Origin of the sequence: Lacicoccus alkaliphilus DSM 16010, from assembly GCF_900142805.1 — a bacterium.
Classification (GTDB): Bacteria; Bacillota; Bacilli; order Staphylococcales; family Salinicoccaceae; genus Lacicoccus; species Lacicoccus alkaliphilus.
In genome coordinates this window covers 211267-228479 of the sequence record NZ_FRCF01000002.1, presented here as the reverse complement: position 1 = coordinate 228479, position 17213 = coordinate 211267, and the positions used below count along the sequence as shown (strand labels likewise).

17 protein-coding genes are annotated in these 17213 nt (G+C 49.6%); 5 read left to right on the top strand and 12 right to left on the bottom strand.

Annotated elements, in window-relative coordinates; all coding sequences use genetic code 11:
* Positions 1 to 110 precede the first annotated feature (110 nt).
* From uvrC to zapA, 6 genes are all read right to left on the bottom strand, one after another.
* On the bottom strand, positions 111 to 1877 hold the full coding sequence (gene uvrC / locus BUA12_RS01280) for an excinuclease ABC subunit UvrC (RefSeq protein WP_178138209.1): 1767 nt from the start codon (positions 1875 to 1877) through the stop codon (positions 111 to 113).
* 59 nt (positions 1878 to 1936) lie between these two features.
* Positions 1937 to 2251, bottom strand: coding sequence for a thioredoxin (gene trxA / locus BUA12_RS01275; RefSeq protein WP_072707558.1), 315 nt, complete (start codon positions 2249 to 2251; stop codon positions 1937 to 1939).
* A gap of 181 nt (positions 2252 to 2432) precedes the next feature.
* On the bottom strand, positions 2433 to 4763 hold the full coding sequence (locus BUA12_RS01270; protein WP_072707556.1) for an endonuclease MutS2: 2331 nt from the start codon (positions 4761 to 4763) through the stop codon (positions 2433 to 2435).
* Positions 4764 to 4773: 10 nt separating this feature from the next.
* On the bottom strand, positions 4774 to 6468 hold the full coding sequence (gene polX, locus BUA12_RS01265) for a DNA polymerase/3'-5' exonuclease PolX (RefSeq protein WP_072707554.1): 1695 nt from the start codon (positions 6466 to 6468) through the stop codon (positions 4774 to 4776).
* Positions 6469 to 6496: 28 nt separating this feature from the next.
* Positions 6497 to 7030, bottom strand: coding sequence for a CvpA family protein (locus BUA12_RS01260; protein WP_072707552.1), 534 nt, complete (start codon positions 7028 to 7030; stop codon positions 6497 to 6499).
* Positions 7027 to 7302 (bottom strand): cell division protein ZapA, encoded by a 276-nt coding sequence (zapA, locus tag BUA12_RS01255; RefSeq protein ID WP_072707550.1) that lies wholly within the window; start codon positions 7300 to 7302, stop codon positions 7027 to 7029. Before zapA ends, BUA12_RS01260 begins: the two co-directional genes overlap by 4 nt.
* A 119-nt stretch (positions 7303 to 7421) precedes the next feature.
* Here zapA and rnhC point away from each other — a divergent pair, with 119 nt between their 5' ends.
* On the top strand, positions 7422 to 8093 hold the full coding sequence (gene rnhC, locus BUA12_RS01250; RefSeq protein ID WP_072707548.1) for a ribonuclease HIII: 672 nt from the start codon (positions 7422 to 7424) through the stop codon (positions 8091 to 8093).
* A gap of 176 nt (positions 8094 to 8269) precedes the next feature.
* Here the strand turns inward: rnhC and pheT are convergent, their stop codons facing one another.
* The 6 genes from pheT to BUA12_RS01220 all read right to left on the bottom strand — a co-directional run bounded on the left by pheT (position 8270) and on the right by BUA12_RS01220 (position 14511).
* The gene (gene pheT / locus BUA12_RS01245; protein ID WP_072707546.1) at positions 8270 to 10672 is read right to left on the bottom strand and encodes a phenylalanine--tRNA ligase subunit beta; all 2403 of its coding nucleotides are present in this window, start codon (positions 10670 to 10672) and stop codon (positions 8270 to 8272) included.
* A complete protein-coding gene (pheS, locus tag BUA12_RS01240; RefSeq protein ID WP_072708833.1) occupies positions 10659 to 11711 on the bottom strand; it encodes a phenylalanine--tRNA ligase subunit alpha in 1053 nt (350 codons plus the stop codon). The genes pheT and pheS overlap by 14 nt, the downstream gene beginning before the upstream one ends.
* 327 nt (positions 11712 to 12038) lie before the next feature.
* Positions 12039 to 12266 carry a hypothetical protein gene (locus BUA12_RS01235; protein WP_072707544.1) on the bottom strand — a complete coding sequence of 76 codons (228 nt, stop codon included), beginning with the start codon at positions 12264 to 12266 and terminating at the stop codon, positions 12039 to 12041.
* 63 nt (positions 12267 to 12329) lie between these two features.
* The gene (locus BUA12_RS01230; RefSeq protein WP_072707542.1) at positions 12330 to 12569 is read right to left on the bottom strand and encodes a hypothetical protein; all 240 of its coding nucleotides are present in this window, start codon (positions 12567 to 12569) and stop codon (positions 12330 to 12332) included.
* Between the two features lie 137 nt (positions 12570 to 12706).
* On the bottom strand, positions 12707 to 13444 hold the full coding sequence (locus BUA12_RS01225; protein ID WP_072707540.1) for a TrmH family RNA methyltransferase: 738 nt from the start codon (positions 13442 to 13444) through the stop codon (positions 12707 to 12709).
* Positions 13438 to 14511, bottom strand: a complete 1074-nt coding sequence (locus BUA12_RS01220; protein ID WP_072707538.1) for a M42 family metallopeptidase — start codon at positions 14509 to 14511, stop codon at positions 13438 to 13440. The genes BUA12_RS01225 and BUA12_RS01220 overlap by 7 nt, the downstream gene beginning before the upstream one ends.
* Positions 14512 to 14657: 146 nt before the next feature.
* Between BUA12_RS01220 and BUA12_RS01215 the strand changes: the two genes are divergently transcribed.
* From BUA12_RS01215 to BUA12_RS01205, 4 genes are all read left to right on the top strand, one after another.
* Complete coding sequence (locus BUA12_RS01215) at positions 14658 to 15725, top strand: NAD(P)H-dependent flavin oxidoreductase (RefSeq protein ID WP_072707536.1); 1068 nt, start codon at positions 14658 to 14660, stop codon at positions 15723 to 15725.
* 35 nt (positions 15726 to 15760) lie between these two features.
* Complete coding sequence (locus tag BUA12_RS13265) at positions 15761 to 15868, top strand: VOC family protein (RefSeq protein WP_331463066.1); 108 nt, start codon at positions 15761 to 15763, stop codon at positions 15866 to 15868.
* Entirely contained in the window at positions 15852 to 16295 is a 444-nt protein-coding gene (locus tag BUA12_RS13260) for a VOC family protein (protein WP_143146058.1), read from the top strand. The genes BUA12_RS13265 and BUA12_RS13260 overlap by 17 nt, the downstream gene beginning before the upstream one ends.
* Before the next feature lie 68 nt (positions 16296 to 16363).
* Positions 16364 to 17200: a hypothetical protein gene (locus tag BUA12_RS01205; RefSeq protein ID WP_072707533.1), complete on the top strand. Its 837-nt coding sequence runs from the start codon at positions 16364 to 16366 to the stop codon at positions 17198 to 17200.
* Positions 17201 to 17213: the final 13 nt, after the last annotated feature.

Here is a 17213-nt window from a genome sequence, read left to right as displayed (position 1 = left end):
ATTACGTTTTCACAATCTCTATTTTACGCTTATGGATATTATAAATCAAGGCACTTTCAAGTGTATTTGGCAATGTTATTATAACATTGTGAAAATTTAATCGCAGTTCGTCATGTGATGCTCTCGATAATATGCTCCGCCACTTTTTTAGGTATGCCGATTTCAGTGAAATCCTCCACACCTTTTTCCTTCATACGCTTGATCGATCCGAAATGTTTCAACAGTTTCTGCTTCCTCTTCGGACCGACACCTTCAATATTATCAAGCACAGACATCGATTGTGACTTGCTGCGCAGATTCCTGTGGAAACTGATCGCAAACCGGTGGACCTCATCCTGGATGCGCTGAAGCAGATAGAAGCTCTGTGAATTTTTCTTCAACGGCACGATTTCCGCATCATCCCCGAACAGCAGTTCAGCTGTCTGGTGCTTATCGTTTTTTGCAAGACCAGCCACAGGGATGTCCAGTGACATTTCATCAAGCAGCACCGATTTCACAGTGTTCATATGGCCGATCCCGCCATCCACGATGATCAGGTTGGGCAGAGGGAGTTTTTCTTTCAGCACCCTCGTATACCTTCTTCTGACCGCCTCCGCCATTGAAGCGTAGTCGTCGATGTTCTCGACCGTCCTGATCTTGAATTTCCTGTAGTCCTTCTTGCTTGGCCTGCCATCCACGAATGAGACCATGACGCTGACCGGATCCACGCCCTGGATGTTCGAATTATCGAATGCCTCAATGCGTATCGGCGTCTCGATATCCAGCGCTTCACCCAGCGCTTCAATGGCTTTGACGGTCCTTCTTTCATCACGTTCGATGATTTCAAACTTGTTCTCCACGGCAATCCGTGCATTCTTATGGGCAAGGTCCACCATCTCTTTTTTGGCACCGCGCATGGGCTGCAAGACTTTCGTGTCGATGATTTGTGAAATGATGTCTTTATCGAATTCTTTCGGTATATGGACTTCTTTTGGCAAAAGATTCGATTTGAGGTCATAGAACTGGACGATGTAACGGTGAAATTCCTCTTCCACATCATCTTTGATGGGGAAGAGTTCCGCTTTCTTCTCTATCAGATTGCCGTTCCTGATCAACAGGACGGAAACAGACATCCAGCCCTTCGCCACGCTGTAGCCGAATACATCCCGTGCCGTCATGTCCGCGGTCATCATCTTCTGCTTCATCATCGTATTCTCTATATGGCCCATCAAATCACGGTATTCCTTCGCCTTCTCGAATTCCAGCGATTCAGCAGCCTTTTCCATCTTGATTTTAAGGTCATCCATGATTTCCTCGGTCTCACCGTTCAGGAACCGTGTGATCCCGCGTTTCATCTCGTCATATTGATCCTGCTCCACGTTGAATACACACGGTCCGAGACACTGGCCGATATGATAGTAGAGACACAGTTTATCCGGCATGGTGTTACATTTCCTGAGCGGATAGATGCGGTCGAGCAGCTTCTTCGTCTCATGGGCGCTGTAGGCGTTCGGGTAAGGTCCGAAATATGTGCCCGTCGAGGGTTTGACCGTCCGCGTCACAAGTAATCGGGGGTGCTTCTCCCTGGTGATTTTTATGAACGGATAGCTTTTATCGTCTTTGAGCAGGACATTATATCTCGGATAGTGTTTTTTGATCAAATTCAATTCAAGGAGCAGGGATTCCACTTCAGTGGATGTGACGATGAAATCGAAATCCGTGATCTCCCGCACCAGCCGCATGGTCTTCTCATCATGCGCCCCGGTGAAATATGACCTTACACGGTTCCTTAGATTTTTGGATTTGCCGACATACAGTATTTCTCCGTATTTATCCTTCATCAGATAACATCCGGGCTCAGCCGGCAGTACCGAGAGTTTCAATTTTAATTCAGACATACTCATCCCTCTTTAAACTTATATGTACAAAAAAACCGCCAGGATTGGCGGTTAAATTATTAAGCGTGTTTTTCAATCAATGCAACCAGCTGTTCTTTAGGCTGGAATCCGACGACTTTATCAACCGGCTCCCCGTCCTTGAAAAGAATCAGTGTCGGGATACTCATAACTTCATATTCACTTGCAGTGGCGCCGTTGGCATCCACATCGAGTTTTGCGATGTTTGCTTTACCTTCAACTTCAACCGCAACCTCTTCAAGTACTGGAGCAATCATTTTACATGGTCCACACCAAGTTGCCCAGAAGTCCACCAATGTAACACCGTTGGAAACTTCTTCTTTAAAATTCTGATCGTTCACATCATATAATGCCATGTTAATATACCTCCATTATTTCCAGTTTATAAATTGATTATAACTTATTGTCTTTAAGTCCACAATCGAATTGCTTATGCGAAGAACAATAAATAGATTATTCCCGCAATGAACATGAGGACGCCCACCGCAATCAGCACCTTCGCCAATTTCAGCATATCAAAGTTATCCAAACCGTCACCTACTTCATTTCAACTATCGTCACTCCGAACCCGCCTTCATTCGGATGCCCCATCCTGTATGACTTCACTTTCGGGTGCTGTTTCAAATGTTCCTGCACGCCTTTTTGCAGTGCGCCCGTACCTTTGCCGTGGATGATCTCCACCTGGCTGTAACTGCTCAGGAGCACCTGATCCAGATACCGGTCGAGCGCCATGATGGCTTCTTCATATCTACTGCCTCTGAGGTCCAGGCTGCTTTTAACCACCGATTTGCCGGTCCGCCTTGCGACGGGTCTCGTGACCTTCTCTTTTTTTCGCTTCTTCAGTTCCTTGAGCGGGATGTTCATCTTCAGTATGCCCATCTGTACGATGGCTTCATCTTTTTCGATTGAAAGGATTTCCCCCTTCTGGCCGTAGGACAGGACGTCCACGCTGTCACCCGCCTCGAAACTTTCGGTCTTTTCATTCTCCACCTGCTGTTTCAACGATTCCTGATGATAGCTGTCCCGGAGACCTTTGCGTTTTTCGATGATTTCATGCTCTTCAAGGTTTTTGGCTCCGTCCGCCTTCATACTGTTCAATTCTTCAATGATTCCTTCTGCCTTCACCTCACTCTGCCTGATGACCCTGTTGGCTTCATGACGGGCTTCCTTGAAGAGTTTTTCCTTATGCTCCTGATACTGGTCATACTGCTCCTTGAGCTCACCCTGCAGTTGCCTCGCTTCCTGAAGCAGCCTTTCCGTCTCCTCTTCATATCCACGTGCATTTGTCGTATGGCTTTCAAGTGCAGTGATCATATCATTGACATCTTTCGAATCGGACTTGACGAGTTCTTTCGCCCTTTCGATGATGGATGGATCAAGCCCGAGCTTATTTGAAATCTCGAATGCATTGGAGCGCCCGGGGATGCCCATAAGCAGCCGGTACGTCGGTGAAAGCGTATTGACATCAAATTCGACGCTTGCATTCACGACATCATCCCGTGTGTAGCTGAAGGATTTGATCTGAGGGTAATGGGTCGTCGCTATCAGGGTCGACCTTTTGGCAAGCAGGTTTTCTATGATGCCGATCGCAAGGGCCGCCCCCTCTTCCGGATCCGTCCCTGCACCGACTTCATCCAGCAGGACGAGCGTTTCATCATCCGCATTGTCGATGATCACTTTCGTATTGGTCAGGTGGCTCGAGAATGTGGAGAGAGACTGCTCGATGGACTGTTCATCACCGATATCGCTGTAGACTTTCTTGAATACCGGCAGGACACTGCCGTCCCTCGCCGGAACCGGTATGCCCGCCTGTGCCATCAGCTGGCTCAGCCCCACCGTCTTCAGCGTGACGGTCTTACCGCCCGTATTCGGGCCGGTGATGATGACAGCCTGCGTATCCTCATCAACCATGATATCGTTTTTGACGACTTCTGCGCTGTCTATCAGAGGATGGAACGCGGCTGGAAGGTATATTCTCCGCGTGTCGCTGATTTCAGGTTTCGTACCGCCGATGCTCATGCCGTACTTTGCTTTCGCAAACACCATATCCAAATGATGCAGGTTGTCATCGGTCATGGAAAGTTCCTCCGACACTTCCGCAGTCCTTGCACTCAGATCATAAAGTATCCTTTCGATCTCCAGGGCTTCCTCATCCCTCAGGCTCTGTATGCGGTTGGTCATCTGGACCACCGCCATCGGTTCCATGTACACCGTCTGACCGCTCTGGGACATGTCATGCACGATGCCGTTGAAATCCGAACGGTGTTCAATCTTGACCGGGACGACATAGCGGTTGTTCCTCATCGTGATGATGCCATCACTCAGTTTCCTCTGCTGGTTGCCGCGGATGAGATCGTTCAGCTTCTCACGGATCTTTCCTTCTTCAGCATTGATCCTCCGCCGTATGCGGAGCAGATTTTCCGAAGCATGGTCCAGTACACCGGTCTCATCGACCGTAGCCGAAATCTTTTTATAGAGATGATGTATATCCGGCAGGTTCATGATGAAGTGGGAAATCCGTCCCACTTCCACTTCATCGCTCTCAAATTCCTCGAACAGATTATATAAAGAATGCTTTCTGAAAAGCATGTTTTTAATTTCGTTGAAATCACCGATCGATAACATACTGCCGATGAGGGCCCTGCCTACATGTTCCTTGATATCCGTGATGCCCGCCATTTCGACATTGCGGTACCTCAGGATGGTGGAAGCGTCATCCACTTCTTCTATCATGGTGCGCACCTCGTCCATATCATTGGAAACAAGAGCCGGAGTGACGGCCTGTCTTGTCTTATCACTTACGGCATGGCCCCTCATCTGTGAGAGTATCTTATCGAATTCAAGTGTTCTGAAAGTACGTTCATTCATACTAAAACCTCTATTTTTGCTTATTTAAGAAATCCCGGAATTCATCCCGCGTCATCGTGTTGATCACCTGGTTCTTCCTGATGAGACCCTTTTGCAGTGTGGCCACACCATACTTCATGAAGTCCAGGTGTTCCGTATGATGGGCGTCCGTATTGACCGTGAACATGACATCCTTATGGCGGATGACTTCTGCACCGAGGTCGAGCCTCATCGGATTCGCATTGACTTCAAGCGCCGTCCCCGTCTCTGCCGCAAGTTCAAACAATCTCTCCATATTGACGGGATAGCCCTCGCGTCTGCCGATCAGCCTGCCCGTGGGATGTGCGATATGACGGACATGGGGATTGCGGCAGGCGGACTCCAGCCTGTGCATGATCTCCTCTTCCGTCTGCTGGAAGCTCGAGTGGATGGCGGCGATGACGTAGTCCAGTTCTTTTAATATATCATCGGAGTAATCCAGTGTGCCGTCTTTCAAAATATCCATCTCGGTGCCTGAATAAACATCGATTTCTTCATATTCTTCATTGATGGCCCTGATTTCCTCAAGCTGGGCCATCAGACGTTTTTCATTCAGGCCGTTGGCGACCCTGAGACTCTTGGAATGATCCGTGATGACGATGTAGTCATATCCTTTTTCGATGCAGGCTTCGACCATTTCACGGACTGAAAAGGCTCCATCACTGTAGACGGTGTGCATATGGATGTCACCTTTGATATCTTCCGGCGTGACGATTCCACCGACATCAAGATCAGTCTCTTCACCCGTTTCGCGCATAGCCGGCGGGATATACTCCAGCCCGAAGTGGCTGTAGAACTCCGCCTCGGATTTGAAAGTGATCGTTTCCCCGTTCCTTTCTACCCCGTACTCGCTGATTTTTTCGTCACGTTTTTTTGCGATCTGGCGCATCTTCACATTATGTTCCTTCGAACCCGTGAAGTGATGCAGGGTGGAGTAATACTCACCTTCCGTCACGAAGCGAAAGTCCACGTTGATCTCATCCAGGTCGTCACGGATGATGATGGAGAGCTTCTTATCCCCTGACACCACAGTTTCTTTGACGAAATCCCTTGAGGTGATTTCATCCGTGAAGGCCTGAGGGTCATTGGTTATCAATATATAATCGATATCCCTGCTCGTCTCTCTCATGCGGCGCGCACTTCCGGCGACATCGAACCGCTCGACATGCCCGCTTTCCAATAGATGAGCCTCTACAATCTCCCTGAATTTCAGGATCTGGTTGATTGCGTATCTTTCAGGACGCATCAATATATCATCGATCGCCTGGCTGATGTTCTCTTCAGTCTTCTTGCCGAAGCCCGAAAGTGCGCTGATTTCTCCGTTTTGACAGGCGGTCTTCAGGTCTTCCAGTGTGTCGATGCCGAGCGCTTTGTAGATCTTCGCGATCTTTTTCGGTCCGAGCGTCGGGATCTTCGTCATCTGTACAAGACCGCCCGGTACGCTGTCCTCCAGTTCGGCCAGGACAGAGGACCCACCGGTTTCCACGTATTCGACGATCACGTCGTTGACACCTTTGCCGATGCCTTTGATATCGATGAACTTGTCGATCTCGGAAAGCGAACGCGGATCCGTTTCGAGGGCCTGTGCCGCTTTTCTGTATGCGGAGACTTTGAACGGGTTCTCCAGTGAAAGTTCCATATATGTAGCGATGTTTTCAAGTAATCTGATGATATCTTTTTTAGTCATGATTTCCTCCAAAAAAAGAGCCATATCTCTATGACTCAAGTTGTAACCACTCCATGAATCTGTCGGAGAGGACAAATGTGTTTTCCAGTATGAAATTAGCCAATCCTGAATCTTCGATAAGCGTTTGGATAAATTCTAAAGGGACCATTGACAGCATGAATAATATCACTGTCAGCACATAAATCATTTCAATGAGGCCAAGCACCGCACCGAATATTTCCCCGACGACACCGAATACCGGAATCTGCTGAAAATAATCAAAAGCACTGACGACGAGCTGTATCAATATCTTGGAGACTATGAAAATGATGAAGAACGCAGAGATGTCATAATAAGCATATTCAGCGTCCATGATATCCGGGAATATGGGGTTCGACAGCGTCTCCGTCGTCGATGGATACGGGAGTATCAAATCCAGTCGGTTGGCCAGGGTTTCATAGTTCAATGCGGCGATGGTGACTGCGGCCAGCGTTCCCACCAGGTGGAAAAACTGTAATATGAAACCTCTCCGGTAACCGACAACCACTCCGATTATAAGTAATATTAAAAGAATTAAAGTCATACGTCTCTTCCTTGATCAGTTTGTTCTTCAGGCTGCTCTTTTACGAGCTCATCATACTTTTGCTGAAGTTTTACATAGTCATCCATTACATTCACTGCTGTCAGAACTGCCTTTCTCGTCGTATCCAGGCCGGCACTCTTCGAGCCGATCTCCCGCATCTTCTGGTCGACAAGGTGTGCGATATGCCGGATATGTTCAGGTTCGTCCGTGCCGATGATGGTATACTGCTGATCGTAGATATCGACATATATACGGTTCCTGTATTCAGCCATGGCGTCACCGCCTCCTTTATCCAAACTGTTTACAATTATGTTATCATTAATTTATTATACTTATCGTGAATGATTTTAACAAGTAAAGTAATTAGAAAATAAAAAAGGGAATCTGATATATGAACTATGATGAATACAATACCATAGGCAGCGATGAAGCCGGTGTGGGCGATTACTTCGGTCCGATGACCGTGTGCGCCGCTTATGTACCGAAGGCCAAAATTGCACTGCTGAAGGAACTCGGCGTGAAAGATTCAAAAAACTTGTCCAACAACACGGTGATGAAGATCGCCGGAGACCTGATCCATACTGTCACCTACTCACTTGTCGTACTGGACAACCCCTCCTACAACAAGAAGATAGATGAAGGGTGGAACATCGTGAAACTGAAGGCGGTACTGCACGACCACTGCATCCGCAATGTCCATGACAAGCTGGCAGAAGATGAACGGGGTGGCATCGAAAAAATCGTGATCGACCAGTTCACCACATTGAACGCCTATAACAAATATGTCCCAGACCCGTTCATGATCGACAAGATCCATCAGGAGACGAAGGCTGAGAGCAAATCCCTTGCAGTCGCCGCAGCGAGCATCATCGCAAGGGCGAAATACCTGGAACAGATGGCGAACCTCGATGCCGCCCTCAAAGATAAAGTGCCGAGGGGTGCAAGCAAGCAGGTCGACGCCTTCGCGGCACGGCTCGCCAAAAAACACGGCATGGATTATCTCGACAACCTCACGAAAAAACACTTCAAGACGCGGGAGAAGGTACAGGCGCTGATGAAATAGCCCATGGACGCATTGGATGGGAGAGTTACTCGATTAAGTCGATGTAAATCTTAAGGATAATCGAATAAATTCCAATAAATCGATTAAATCTGTAAAAACCACAAATATCATCGAGACCATCAAAAATCCACAAATAAAAGCTGCAGGAGACACTCAAATCTCCTGCAGCTTTTTTATCATCCTCTCAATACATATCCTTCATCTTTCAACGCCTCAAGCACAGGTTGATGGATTGCTTCGACCGCTTCATCCGTCAGCGTCTCTTCCTTGTTCAGGTAAGTGAGCCGGATGGCGACGGACTTCTTATCTTCTTCTATCCGTTCGCCTTCATAAACATCGAACACATAGACATCAATCAAGTATTTCTCAGCAGCATTTTCGATGATTTCGACGAGTGTGCCGGCAGTGATGTCCCTGTCCGCCACAAGCGCAATGTCCCTCATGATCGACGGGTACTTCGGCAGCACTTCGTATTCGATGGTGCCCGACTTCACAGCAAGCAACGCATCGAGATCCACTTCGAAGACGACCGTCTGATCCAGATCGTGATCCTTTTCATGTTTTGGATGCAGCTCACCGACGAACCCGATATATTTTTCACCCAGCGTGATGTTCGCAGTACGTCCCGGATGCATCTCTGCATAGCTCTCTGATGGGACGTATTTGATGTCATCCTTCAACCCGAGTTTTTCGATCACACTGTCAAGAATGCCCTTCGCCGCATAGAAATCCGCCGGCACATGGCTGCCGAGCCAGTCCGTATTGTTCATCCTGCCCGTCAGTACGCCGCCAAGCTTTTCAATTTCCTCCGGCTGTGCATGCTGACCTTTGGAAATGAAGACCTTGCCCACTTCAAACAGCTGCACATCTTTTTGCTGACGGCTGGTATTGTACACCGCATTGTCGACCAGGTGCGGCACCAGGCTGTTACGGAGCACGGCCCTGTCCTCGCTCATCGGCATCATGAGGCGCAGGCCTTCGGTCCGTTCCGTGAACTGCGACGCCTTCTTCTCGCTTGTCAGTGCATAATTGATGGACTGTGACAGACCGAGTGCTTCAAGCTGATGGCGGATGATACGGTGCTTCTGCTGTGCATCGGTCAGCCTGCCCGGCGTGATGGTTTCGAATTTCGGAAGCGACGTCGGCAGTGCCTCATAACCGTATATCCTCGCAACTTCTTCTGTGATGTCTTCCGGAATCTGCAGATCATCCCGGCGTGACGGCACATGGATTTCAAGCTCATCACCACCCGACACCGTTTCAAGACCGAGTTTAAAAAGTGTTTCCTCGATCTCTGCCGTTTCAAGTTCCATACCCAGCCTGTCGTTGATGAAATCCGTCGACGTCCTGATCACTGAATCACTTGTATCCAGTGTCCCGTCGGAATTGTAACCGATCTGTACTTTACCTCCTGCATACTCCTGCAGGAGATAAGCCGCACGCTCGAGGGCCGGAATCACGAACTCATGGGAGACCCCCTTTTCAAAACGGCTGCTCGCTTCACTCCTCAGGTTCAGCCTGCCGCTCGTCCTGCGGATGGCCACCGGATCGAACACAGCGGACTCGATCACGACGTTCGTCGTCTGATCCGTCACCTCGGAAAAATCGCCGCCCATCACACCTGCGAGCGCAACAGGCCCTTTGCCATTCGTGATGACGATATCACTTTCATGCAGCGTGCGCTCTTTCTCGTCGAGCGTCGTCATCTTTTCATCCTTGCGCGCAAACCTCGTCACGATTTCTTTCGAACCAAGCTGATCGTAGTCGAACATATGAAGTGGCTGTCCGTATTCAAGGAGTACGTAGTTTGAAATGTCCACGACGTTGTTGATCGGGCGGATGCCTGCTTTCACCAGCCTGATCTGCATCCATATCGGTGCAGGCTTTATTTCCACATCTTTGACGACACGGAGGGCGTAGTAAGGGACCGCTTCACCATCCTCATTCTTCACGGTCACATCCACGTTTTCACCCGTTTCGGTGAAATCCGTCGACGGACGCTTCACTTCGCCGCCGTACAATGCTTTCGTTTCATAGGCCGCACCGATCATCGAGAGCGCATCTTTCCTGTTCGGGGTGAGGTCGAATTCCATCACCGCATCATCAAGATATACCGCAGGCAGTGCAGGTCCACCCGCTTCCTGCTCCCCGCTGAAGATGAAGATGCCGTCCTGGAACTCCTTAGGGACATACTCTGACGGTATGCCGAGCTCATCCAGCGAACAGATCATCCCTTCGGACACTTCGCCGCGCAGTTTCGCTTTTTTGATCTTGATGCCACCCGGCAGACGACCGCCCACCTGGCAGACGACCACATATGTGTCCGGCGCGACATTATCGGCGCCGCAGACGATCTGCTTCACTTCCCCGCCTGTGTCCACCCGGCACAGGTTCAGCTTGTCCGCATTCGGATGCTGCTTCACATCCTCCACGTAACCGATCACCAGATTTTTGATATCCGATGTATAATCGATGATGTCATCCACTTCGATGCCGCCGCGTGTGATCCGTTCCGACAATTCCTCTACATCCGCATCCACATCTATAAACTCATTTAACCACTCTTTAGAGACTCTCAAGTGTTTCGCCTCCATCTTCTGTTTGTTTGAATTGATTGATGAACCTTAAGTCGTTCGTATACAGGTGACGGATGTCCTCGATGCCGTACTTGAGCATCGCCACCCTGTCCGGGCCCATGCCGAATGCAAATCCGCTGTATTCGTCCGGGTCATACCCCGCCATCCTGAGCACATTCGGATGCACCATCCCGGCACCGAGAATCTCTATCCAGCCGGATTTCTTGCATACGCTGCATCCTGCACCTTTGCATTTGAAGCATGAGATGTCCACTTCGACGCTCGGCTCCGTGAACGGGAAGAAACTCGGGCGCAGGCGGATTTCACGTTCCCCACCGAAGATTTCCTTGGCGAAAAGCTCGAGCGTGCCCTTAAGGTCGCTCATGTGTATGTTCTTATCGATGACCAGCCCTTCAATCTGCGTGAACTGATGGCTGTGCGTCGCATCATCGCTGTCACGGCGGTACACCTTACCCGGGCAGATGATCTTCACCGCTTCTTTACCCCCACGTGCTTCAAGCACACGCGCCTGCACCGGTGATGTATGGGTCCTGAGCAGGATTTCCTCGGATATGTAGAACGTATCCTGCATATCGCGTGCCGGATGTGATTTCGGCAGATTGAGCGCCTCGAAGTTGTAGTAGTCCGTTTCGACTTCATAACCTTCCTGGATCTCATAACCGAGCCCGAGGAAGAAATCCTCGATATCTTCAATGATTCTGGATATCGGGTGCTGGGAACCGATGTTGAACGTGCGGCCCGGAAGGGTCACATCGATCGTCTCACTTTTCAGCCTTTCCTCCAAAGCCGCCGCTTCAATTTCAGCGCGCTTTTCTTCAACCGCTGCATCGATGTGCTGACGCAGTTCGTTCACTTTCTGTCCGTACGCCGGACGCTCTTCATTGGAAAGGTTCCTCATTTCTTTCATGAGACCCGTCACTTCACCTTTTTTACCGAGATACCGGACTTTCAAATCCTGAAGGCTCCTTGCATCCTCCACGGTCTTCAAAGACGCGTCGAAATCATCCTGAATCCGGGACATTTGCGATGTATCCATTTTATTCACTCCTTTAAAATAAAAAATCCCGCCCTTGAAACATCAAGGACGGGATTCCGCGGTACCACCTAAATTTCTGCATGATTAAATACAGACACTTCAAAAGATAAGGGTTTTACCCGTCACTTCATCCGTCAGGTGAACCTGACCCCATTCACCGTACGGCATTTCAGTCATGTGCCGCACTCCCTGAAGGTGAATGCCGGGGTCATTTATTCCTGTCTTCATGTGAAGCCTGCATTTTCATTTATAGAATCATTATAAGTCAAAAAATTAAAAAATCAAGCTTCCACGGGATTTTATGTGCTGGCGCTAATCGGCATCTTCCGCTTCTTCCTCAGACTGCCCCTCGCCTGTTTCATCGGCAGCGCCTTCATCAATCTCCTGAGTTTCTTCACCGGTTTCATTATCCGCCTCATCCTGGTCGCCTGTACCATGGTCCATTTCTTCAGCATCTTCGCCCAGGTCGGCATCGTCCTCGCCGCATGCGCCGAGCACCAATATCGAGGCCAAACCGCCGGCCAGTAAATATTTCTTCATATCCATCCTCCTAAAAATCATTGTCTCCGGTTGCATCTTTCACCTTAACACATGAATCAAATGCTATTCGGAATCTTCATCCTCATCATCAACATCAGATTCATCATCGAGCGTGTCCTGACGGTCCGACTCGTCATCTTCAGACTCTTCTTCGCCATTATCCGCATCGATTGCCGTGCCGTCCTCTTCCGCTTCCTGTTCCGTATCCACAGCATCATCGCTCATCTCAGGTTCTTCTTCGTCGCCACAGGCACCGAGCAGCAGTACAGATGCCAAACCGCCGGCCACCAGATACTTTTTCATAATAACCCTCCTAATGATTTTAATAATCGTTGTTAACATGTGTTTACCCAAACCCGGCACAATTTATTTATATTTCCTTAAAATTCAACGGATAAAGGCTCCATGACCTTATCATCATGGAGCCTGCAGACCTTGATTCATGATTTAAAATGATGCATCAGTATGCCACCGGCGATAGCGACATTCAGGCTCTCGGACCGTCCCGGCATATGGATCTTCACCGTACGGTCCACAAACCCGAGCAATTCGCCGCTGACTCCGCGGCCTTCGTTGCCGAGGACGACGAGCAGCCTGTCCGGTTGGGGGACCTCATCCAGGAACTCCGCATCCCTCAAGCTCGTACCGATGGTCATCCCGTCAAACTCCCGTATGGCCCCACCGGCATCAGCGACCTCTATGCTGATGTGGAATGTGCTGCCCTGTGCACTGCGGAGCACTTTATCACTGAAAGGGTCCACAGTCCCGCGGGAGACCACTACACGGTCGAAGCCGAATGCGTCCGCCGTGCGGATCAGACTGCCGAGATTGCCGGGGTCCTGCACATCATCCAGCACGAGCACTTTATCGCCCGAAACTTCAGGCGGCACATATGTGAGGGCCGCCATGACGCCCTGCGGGGCCTCAAGCTGCGATAGGGACTTCAGCACGGGCGCACTCACATAAACCACTTCAAAATCCGATGCATCGAAAGTGAAGGTGTAGTCCGCTTCAGCGATGAGGTAGTGGATCCTCTGACCTGCCGCCACCGCTTCCTCCACGAGATGTTCACCGTCGATCAGAAACATCCCCGTTCTGCTGCGCTCTTTCCTCTTATGCAGCTTACGCAGATTTTTGATGCGGGTATTGTCTTTTGAAGTGATGACCTCTCTTACCAAATGATGTTCTCCACTGTGTCATCGTCCAGCGATTTGACGATCTCGGTGATCAGTTTCACTGCATTGTTGACATCTTCCTTATGCAGGATGGAGACGTTGGAATGCATGTACCTGAGAGGCACCCCGATGTTGACGGAAGGCACCCCTTCGTTCGCAACGTGGAAACCGCCGGAATCCGTACCGCCGCCCGGCACCGCCTGGAACTGGAAAGGGATGCCGTTTTCTTCGGCGACCTTCTGGATATGGCGGCGGAAGCCGACATGGCCGATGTTGGAGGCGTCCATCAGGACGACAAGCGGGCCGTCACCGAGCTTGCCCTGGCCGTTTTCAGGCTTCATCCCCGGCGTGTCCCATGCGATGCCGACATCGACGGAAATCGCAAGGTCCGGCTTCACGGTGTTGGCGGAAGTCTTCGCACCGCGGAGGCCCACTTCTTCCTGTACAGTGGCGCCGCTGACGACGTTGATGCCGAGGTCTTCGCCTTCAAGATTCTGAAGCACATCGACCGCCACGACACAACCCATACGGTTATCCCATGCTTTTGCGAGCAGGTAGTTCTTGTTCGCCATCTCGGTGAAATCCATATAAGGTGTGATCTGATCGCCCGGTTTCACCCCCGCTTTCAGTGCCTCTTCCTTATCTGCAACACCGATATCAATGAACATATTCTTGATTTCAACCGGCTTTTTGCGCTCTTCAGGCGAGAGGGCATGCGGCGGCTTTGAACCGATGACGCCTGTCAGTATGCCGTCGTCCGTGATGACGTTCATGCGCTGTGACAGCATGACCTGATTCCACCAACCGCCGATCGGTGTGAACTTGATGAAGCCGTTATCGTCGATTTCTGTGACCATGAAGCCGATCTCATCCAGGTGCCCGCCGATCAGGAGCGTCTTTTCACCATTTTTGGCACGGCGCTTGCCGTAGATGCTGCCGAGGTTGTCCGTGATGATCTCATCACTCACCGGCTCGATGTATTCTTTCATGACCTGTTTCACATCATATTCAAAACCAGAGATGCCGTGGGCATCCGTCAAACTTTTCATCAATGTCAGTTGTTTATCCATTATGAGTCTCCTTTATCTTGTATTCCCCATCATTTTATCATAACCATTTCCATATCCGAAATAATAATACCGCTTTCAAAATCCCGGTAAAATGTTAGAATTGAAGTGCATTATTACATTCACGACTCAATGAAGAGGTGGAAAATATGTGGCACCAGACCGAAGTGACAAGACAATTGGACATCCGGTATCCGATCATCCAGGCACCCATGGCAGGCTCGACCACGCCTGAACTTGTTGCAGCAGTCTCCAATCAGGGGGGACTCGGCAGCATCGGTGCAGGCTATTACACTCCGGAAAAACTGCGTGAAGATATCAGAAGCACACGGGCACTTACGGATAAACCCTTTGCAGTGAATCTGTTCGTGCCGGAATACAATGAAGTCACCAACACCGAAATCCATCGTATGAAGGAAGTGCTCGCACCTTATCATGAAAATCTGGGAATCACCCAGGATGAACCGGAACTCAAACATGATGATGATTTCGACCACCTTGTCGACGTCATTGCCGAGTCCGGTGTGAAAATATGCAGTTTCACTTTCGGCATACCGGAGACTTCAACTATCAGGAAACTTAAAGCAGCGGGCGTCACCCTCATCGGCTGCGCCACCACGGTTGAAGAAGCGGTGATGAACGCTGATGAATGCATGGATATGGTCGTCATGCAGGGATATGAAGCCGGCGGCCACAGGGGCTCATTTTTAAATGATGCTCTTACCTCCACTGTCGGCACGATGGCACTCGTACCGCAGGCGGCCAATGCGGTGGATATACCCGTCATCGCGGCAGGCGGCATCATGGACGGCCGCGGCGTCTATGCGAGCCTTATCCTGGGAGCATCGGCTGCACAGCTCGGCACGGCATTCCTCACAACAAAAGAAAGTGCCGCACCCCGCATCCATAAGGATGCGATACTTGCCGGAGAAGAATCCGGGACGGTACTGACACGGGCCTTCAGCGGAAAATATGCAAGAGGCATAAGGAATGACTTCATGGCTGATATGGAGGCGTTTCAGGACGAAATACTCCCTTATCCATTCCAGAACCAGACAACGAAAAAGATGCGGAGTGAGGCGGCGAAGGCCGGAAGAAGCGACCTGCTGCACCTCTGGAGCGGCCAGGGCTTGAGGCTCGCCCGTGAGGGGGAGGCTGCGGAAATTTTCAGGGAGATCGTGAGAGAGGTGGAGACCATTTATGGCACTGGTCAATAGTGTTGTATGAGTCAAATCCTGAGGGGGAACTGAATATGATGATCAAAAAAATCGACCATATGGTGATGACCGTCTCAAGTATCGAGCAAACTTCAAAATTCTACAGGGATGTTTTGGGCATGGAGGTTGGTAAGATTTGGTGAAGACAGGACCGCTTTGAAGTTCGGCAGCCAGAAGATAAATCTCCACCAGGAAGATTCCATGATAGAACCTCGGGCTGCGTCGCCTGCAACAGGTTCTGCGGATGTATGCTTCATTACCGAAAAGTCCCTTCAAGATGCAGTCAACCACCTGGAGCTGCATGGTATCGAAATCGAGATTGGCCCGATCAACAGGACAGGCGCCGGCGGGAAGATCATATCACTGTATATAAGGGACCCGGATCACAACCTGATCGAGTTGTCGAATGATTTGCAGGCGTTATGGGTGGACGTGGGTGGGATCCGAATTGAAAACAGACCTTGGACAGGTCTGCTTGTCATTTGGTCGCCTGAGGATTTCAAGTCAGTCCTGCTTCGGCGGCCATGGGCCATGGATATTCCACTCCGCTGCTCACCTTCCAATGTATAATTAATTGCTATAAAGTCCGGGTATGATACTTTATAATAAAATCATAAATTCAAAAGATGGAGGACACCATGGAAATCACACTGCATAAAGACATCGCTGCGCATCTGCAGGATAAAAATATGATCCCCAACTACCCTGCATCCGGACACGGTGTGATATGCGAGGCGGAAGATGAAATACTCTCCTATCTGTATTACTCACTGAATCCCTACCACCCTTCAACACTTTACTTGAGGTTTGCCGTGCTGGATAAGAGTATAAAACCTGAAACTGTAGTTGATATGTATGAAAAATTGAAGTCGACCCTTCCTCTCTCCGACATCATCCTGGAGGTCCACTGCAGGCACGGGTTATATGAAAAGCTCATTGATGAACACGGCTTTGAGAAGTTCAGAGAGACTTACGAGCTTGAAGTGGACATCACTGAAATGTTCAGTCATTTCGATGGTGATGAAGCGGGAGGGGAAGTGACTGAGAAGAATTTCGAAATGACCGGCGAGCTGCTCGACATTTCTAAGAAAGTGTACGAATCCGTCCATCAATTAATTCCATTAAGGGAGATGAGCCTTGCCGGATGGGAGGGCCTCATCACTGATGAGTTGGATTTTAAAAATTCTATAGTGATTTATGATGAAACCGGAAAAATTACCGCTTATATGCTGATGTATGAGAATGATGAAGCATCAGTGGATGTCGGTTATTGTTATTATGCAGATACGGAAGCAAAGCAAAGTCTCATCTCAACGTTCAAAGATACATTGCTTCACCTGCTGGAAAAGGATTTTGAACAGATCAATCTGGAAGTGGACACGACGGACGGATATGCATATGAATTCTTCAAAAGTATTGTGGCGGATGAACAACCGGTACTCGTGAGCTATATCAGCCGGCAGCCGCAAGTATGAGGCATCATACACC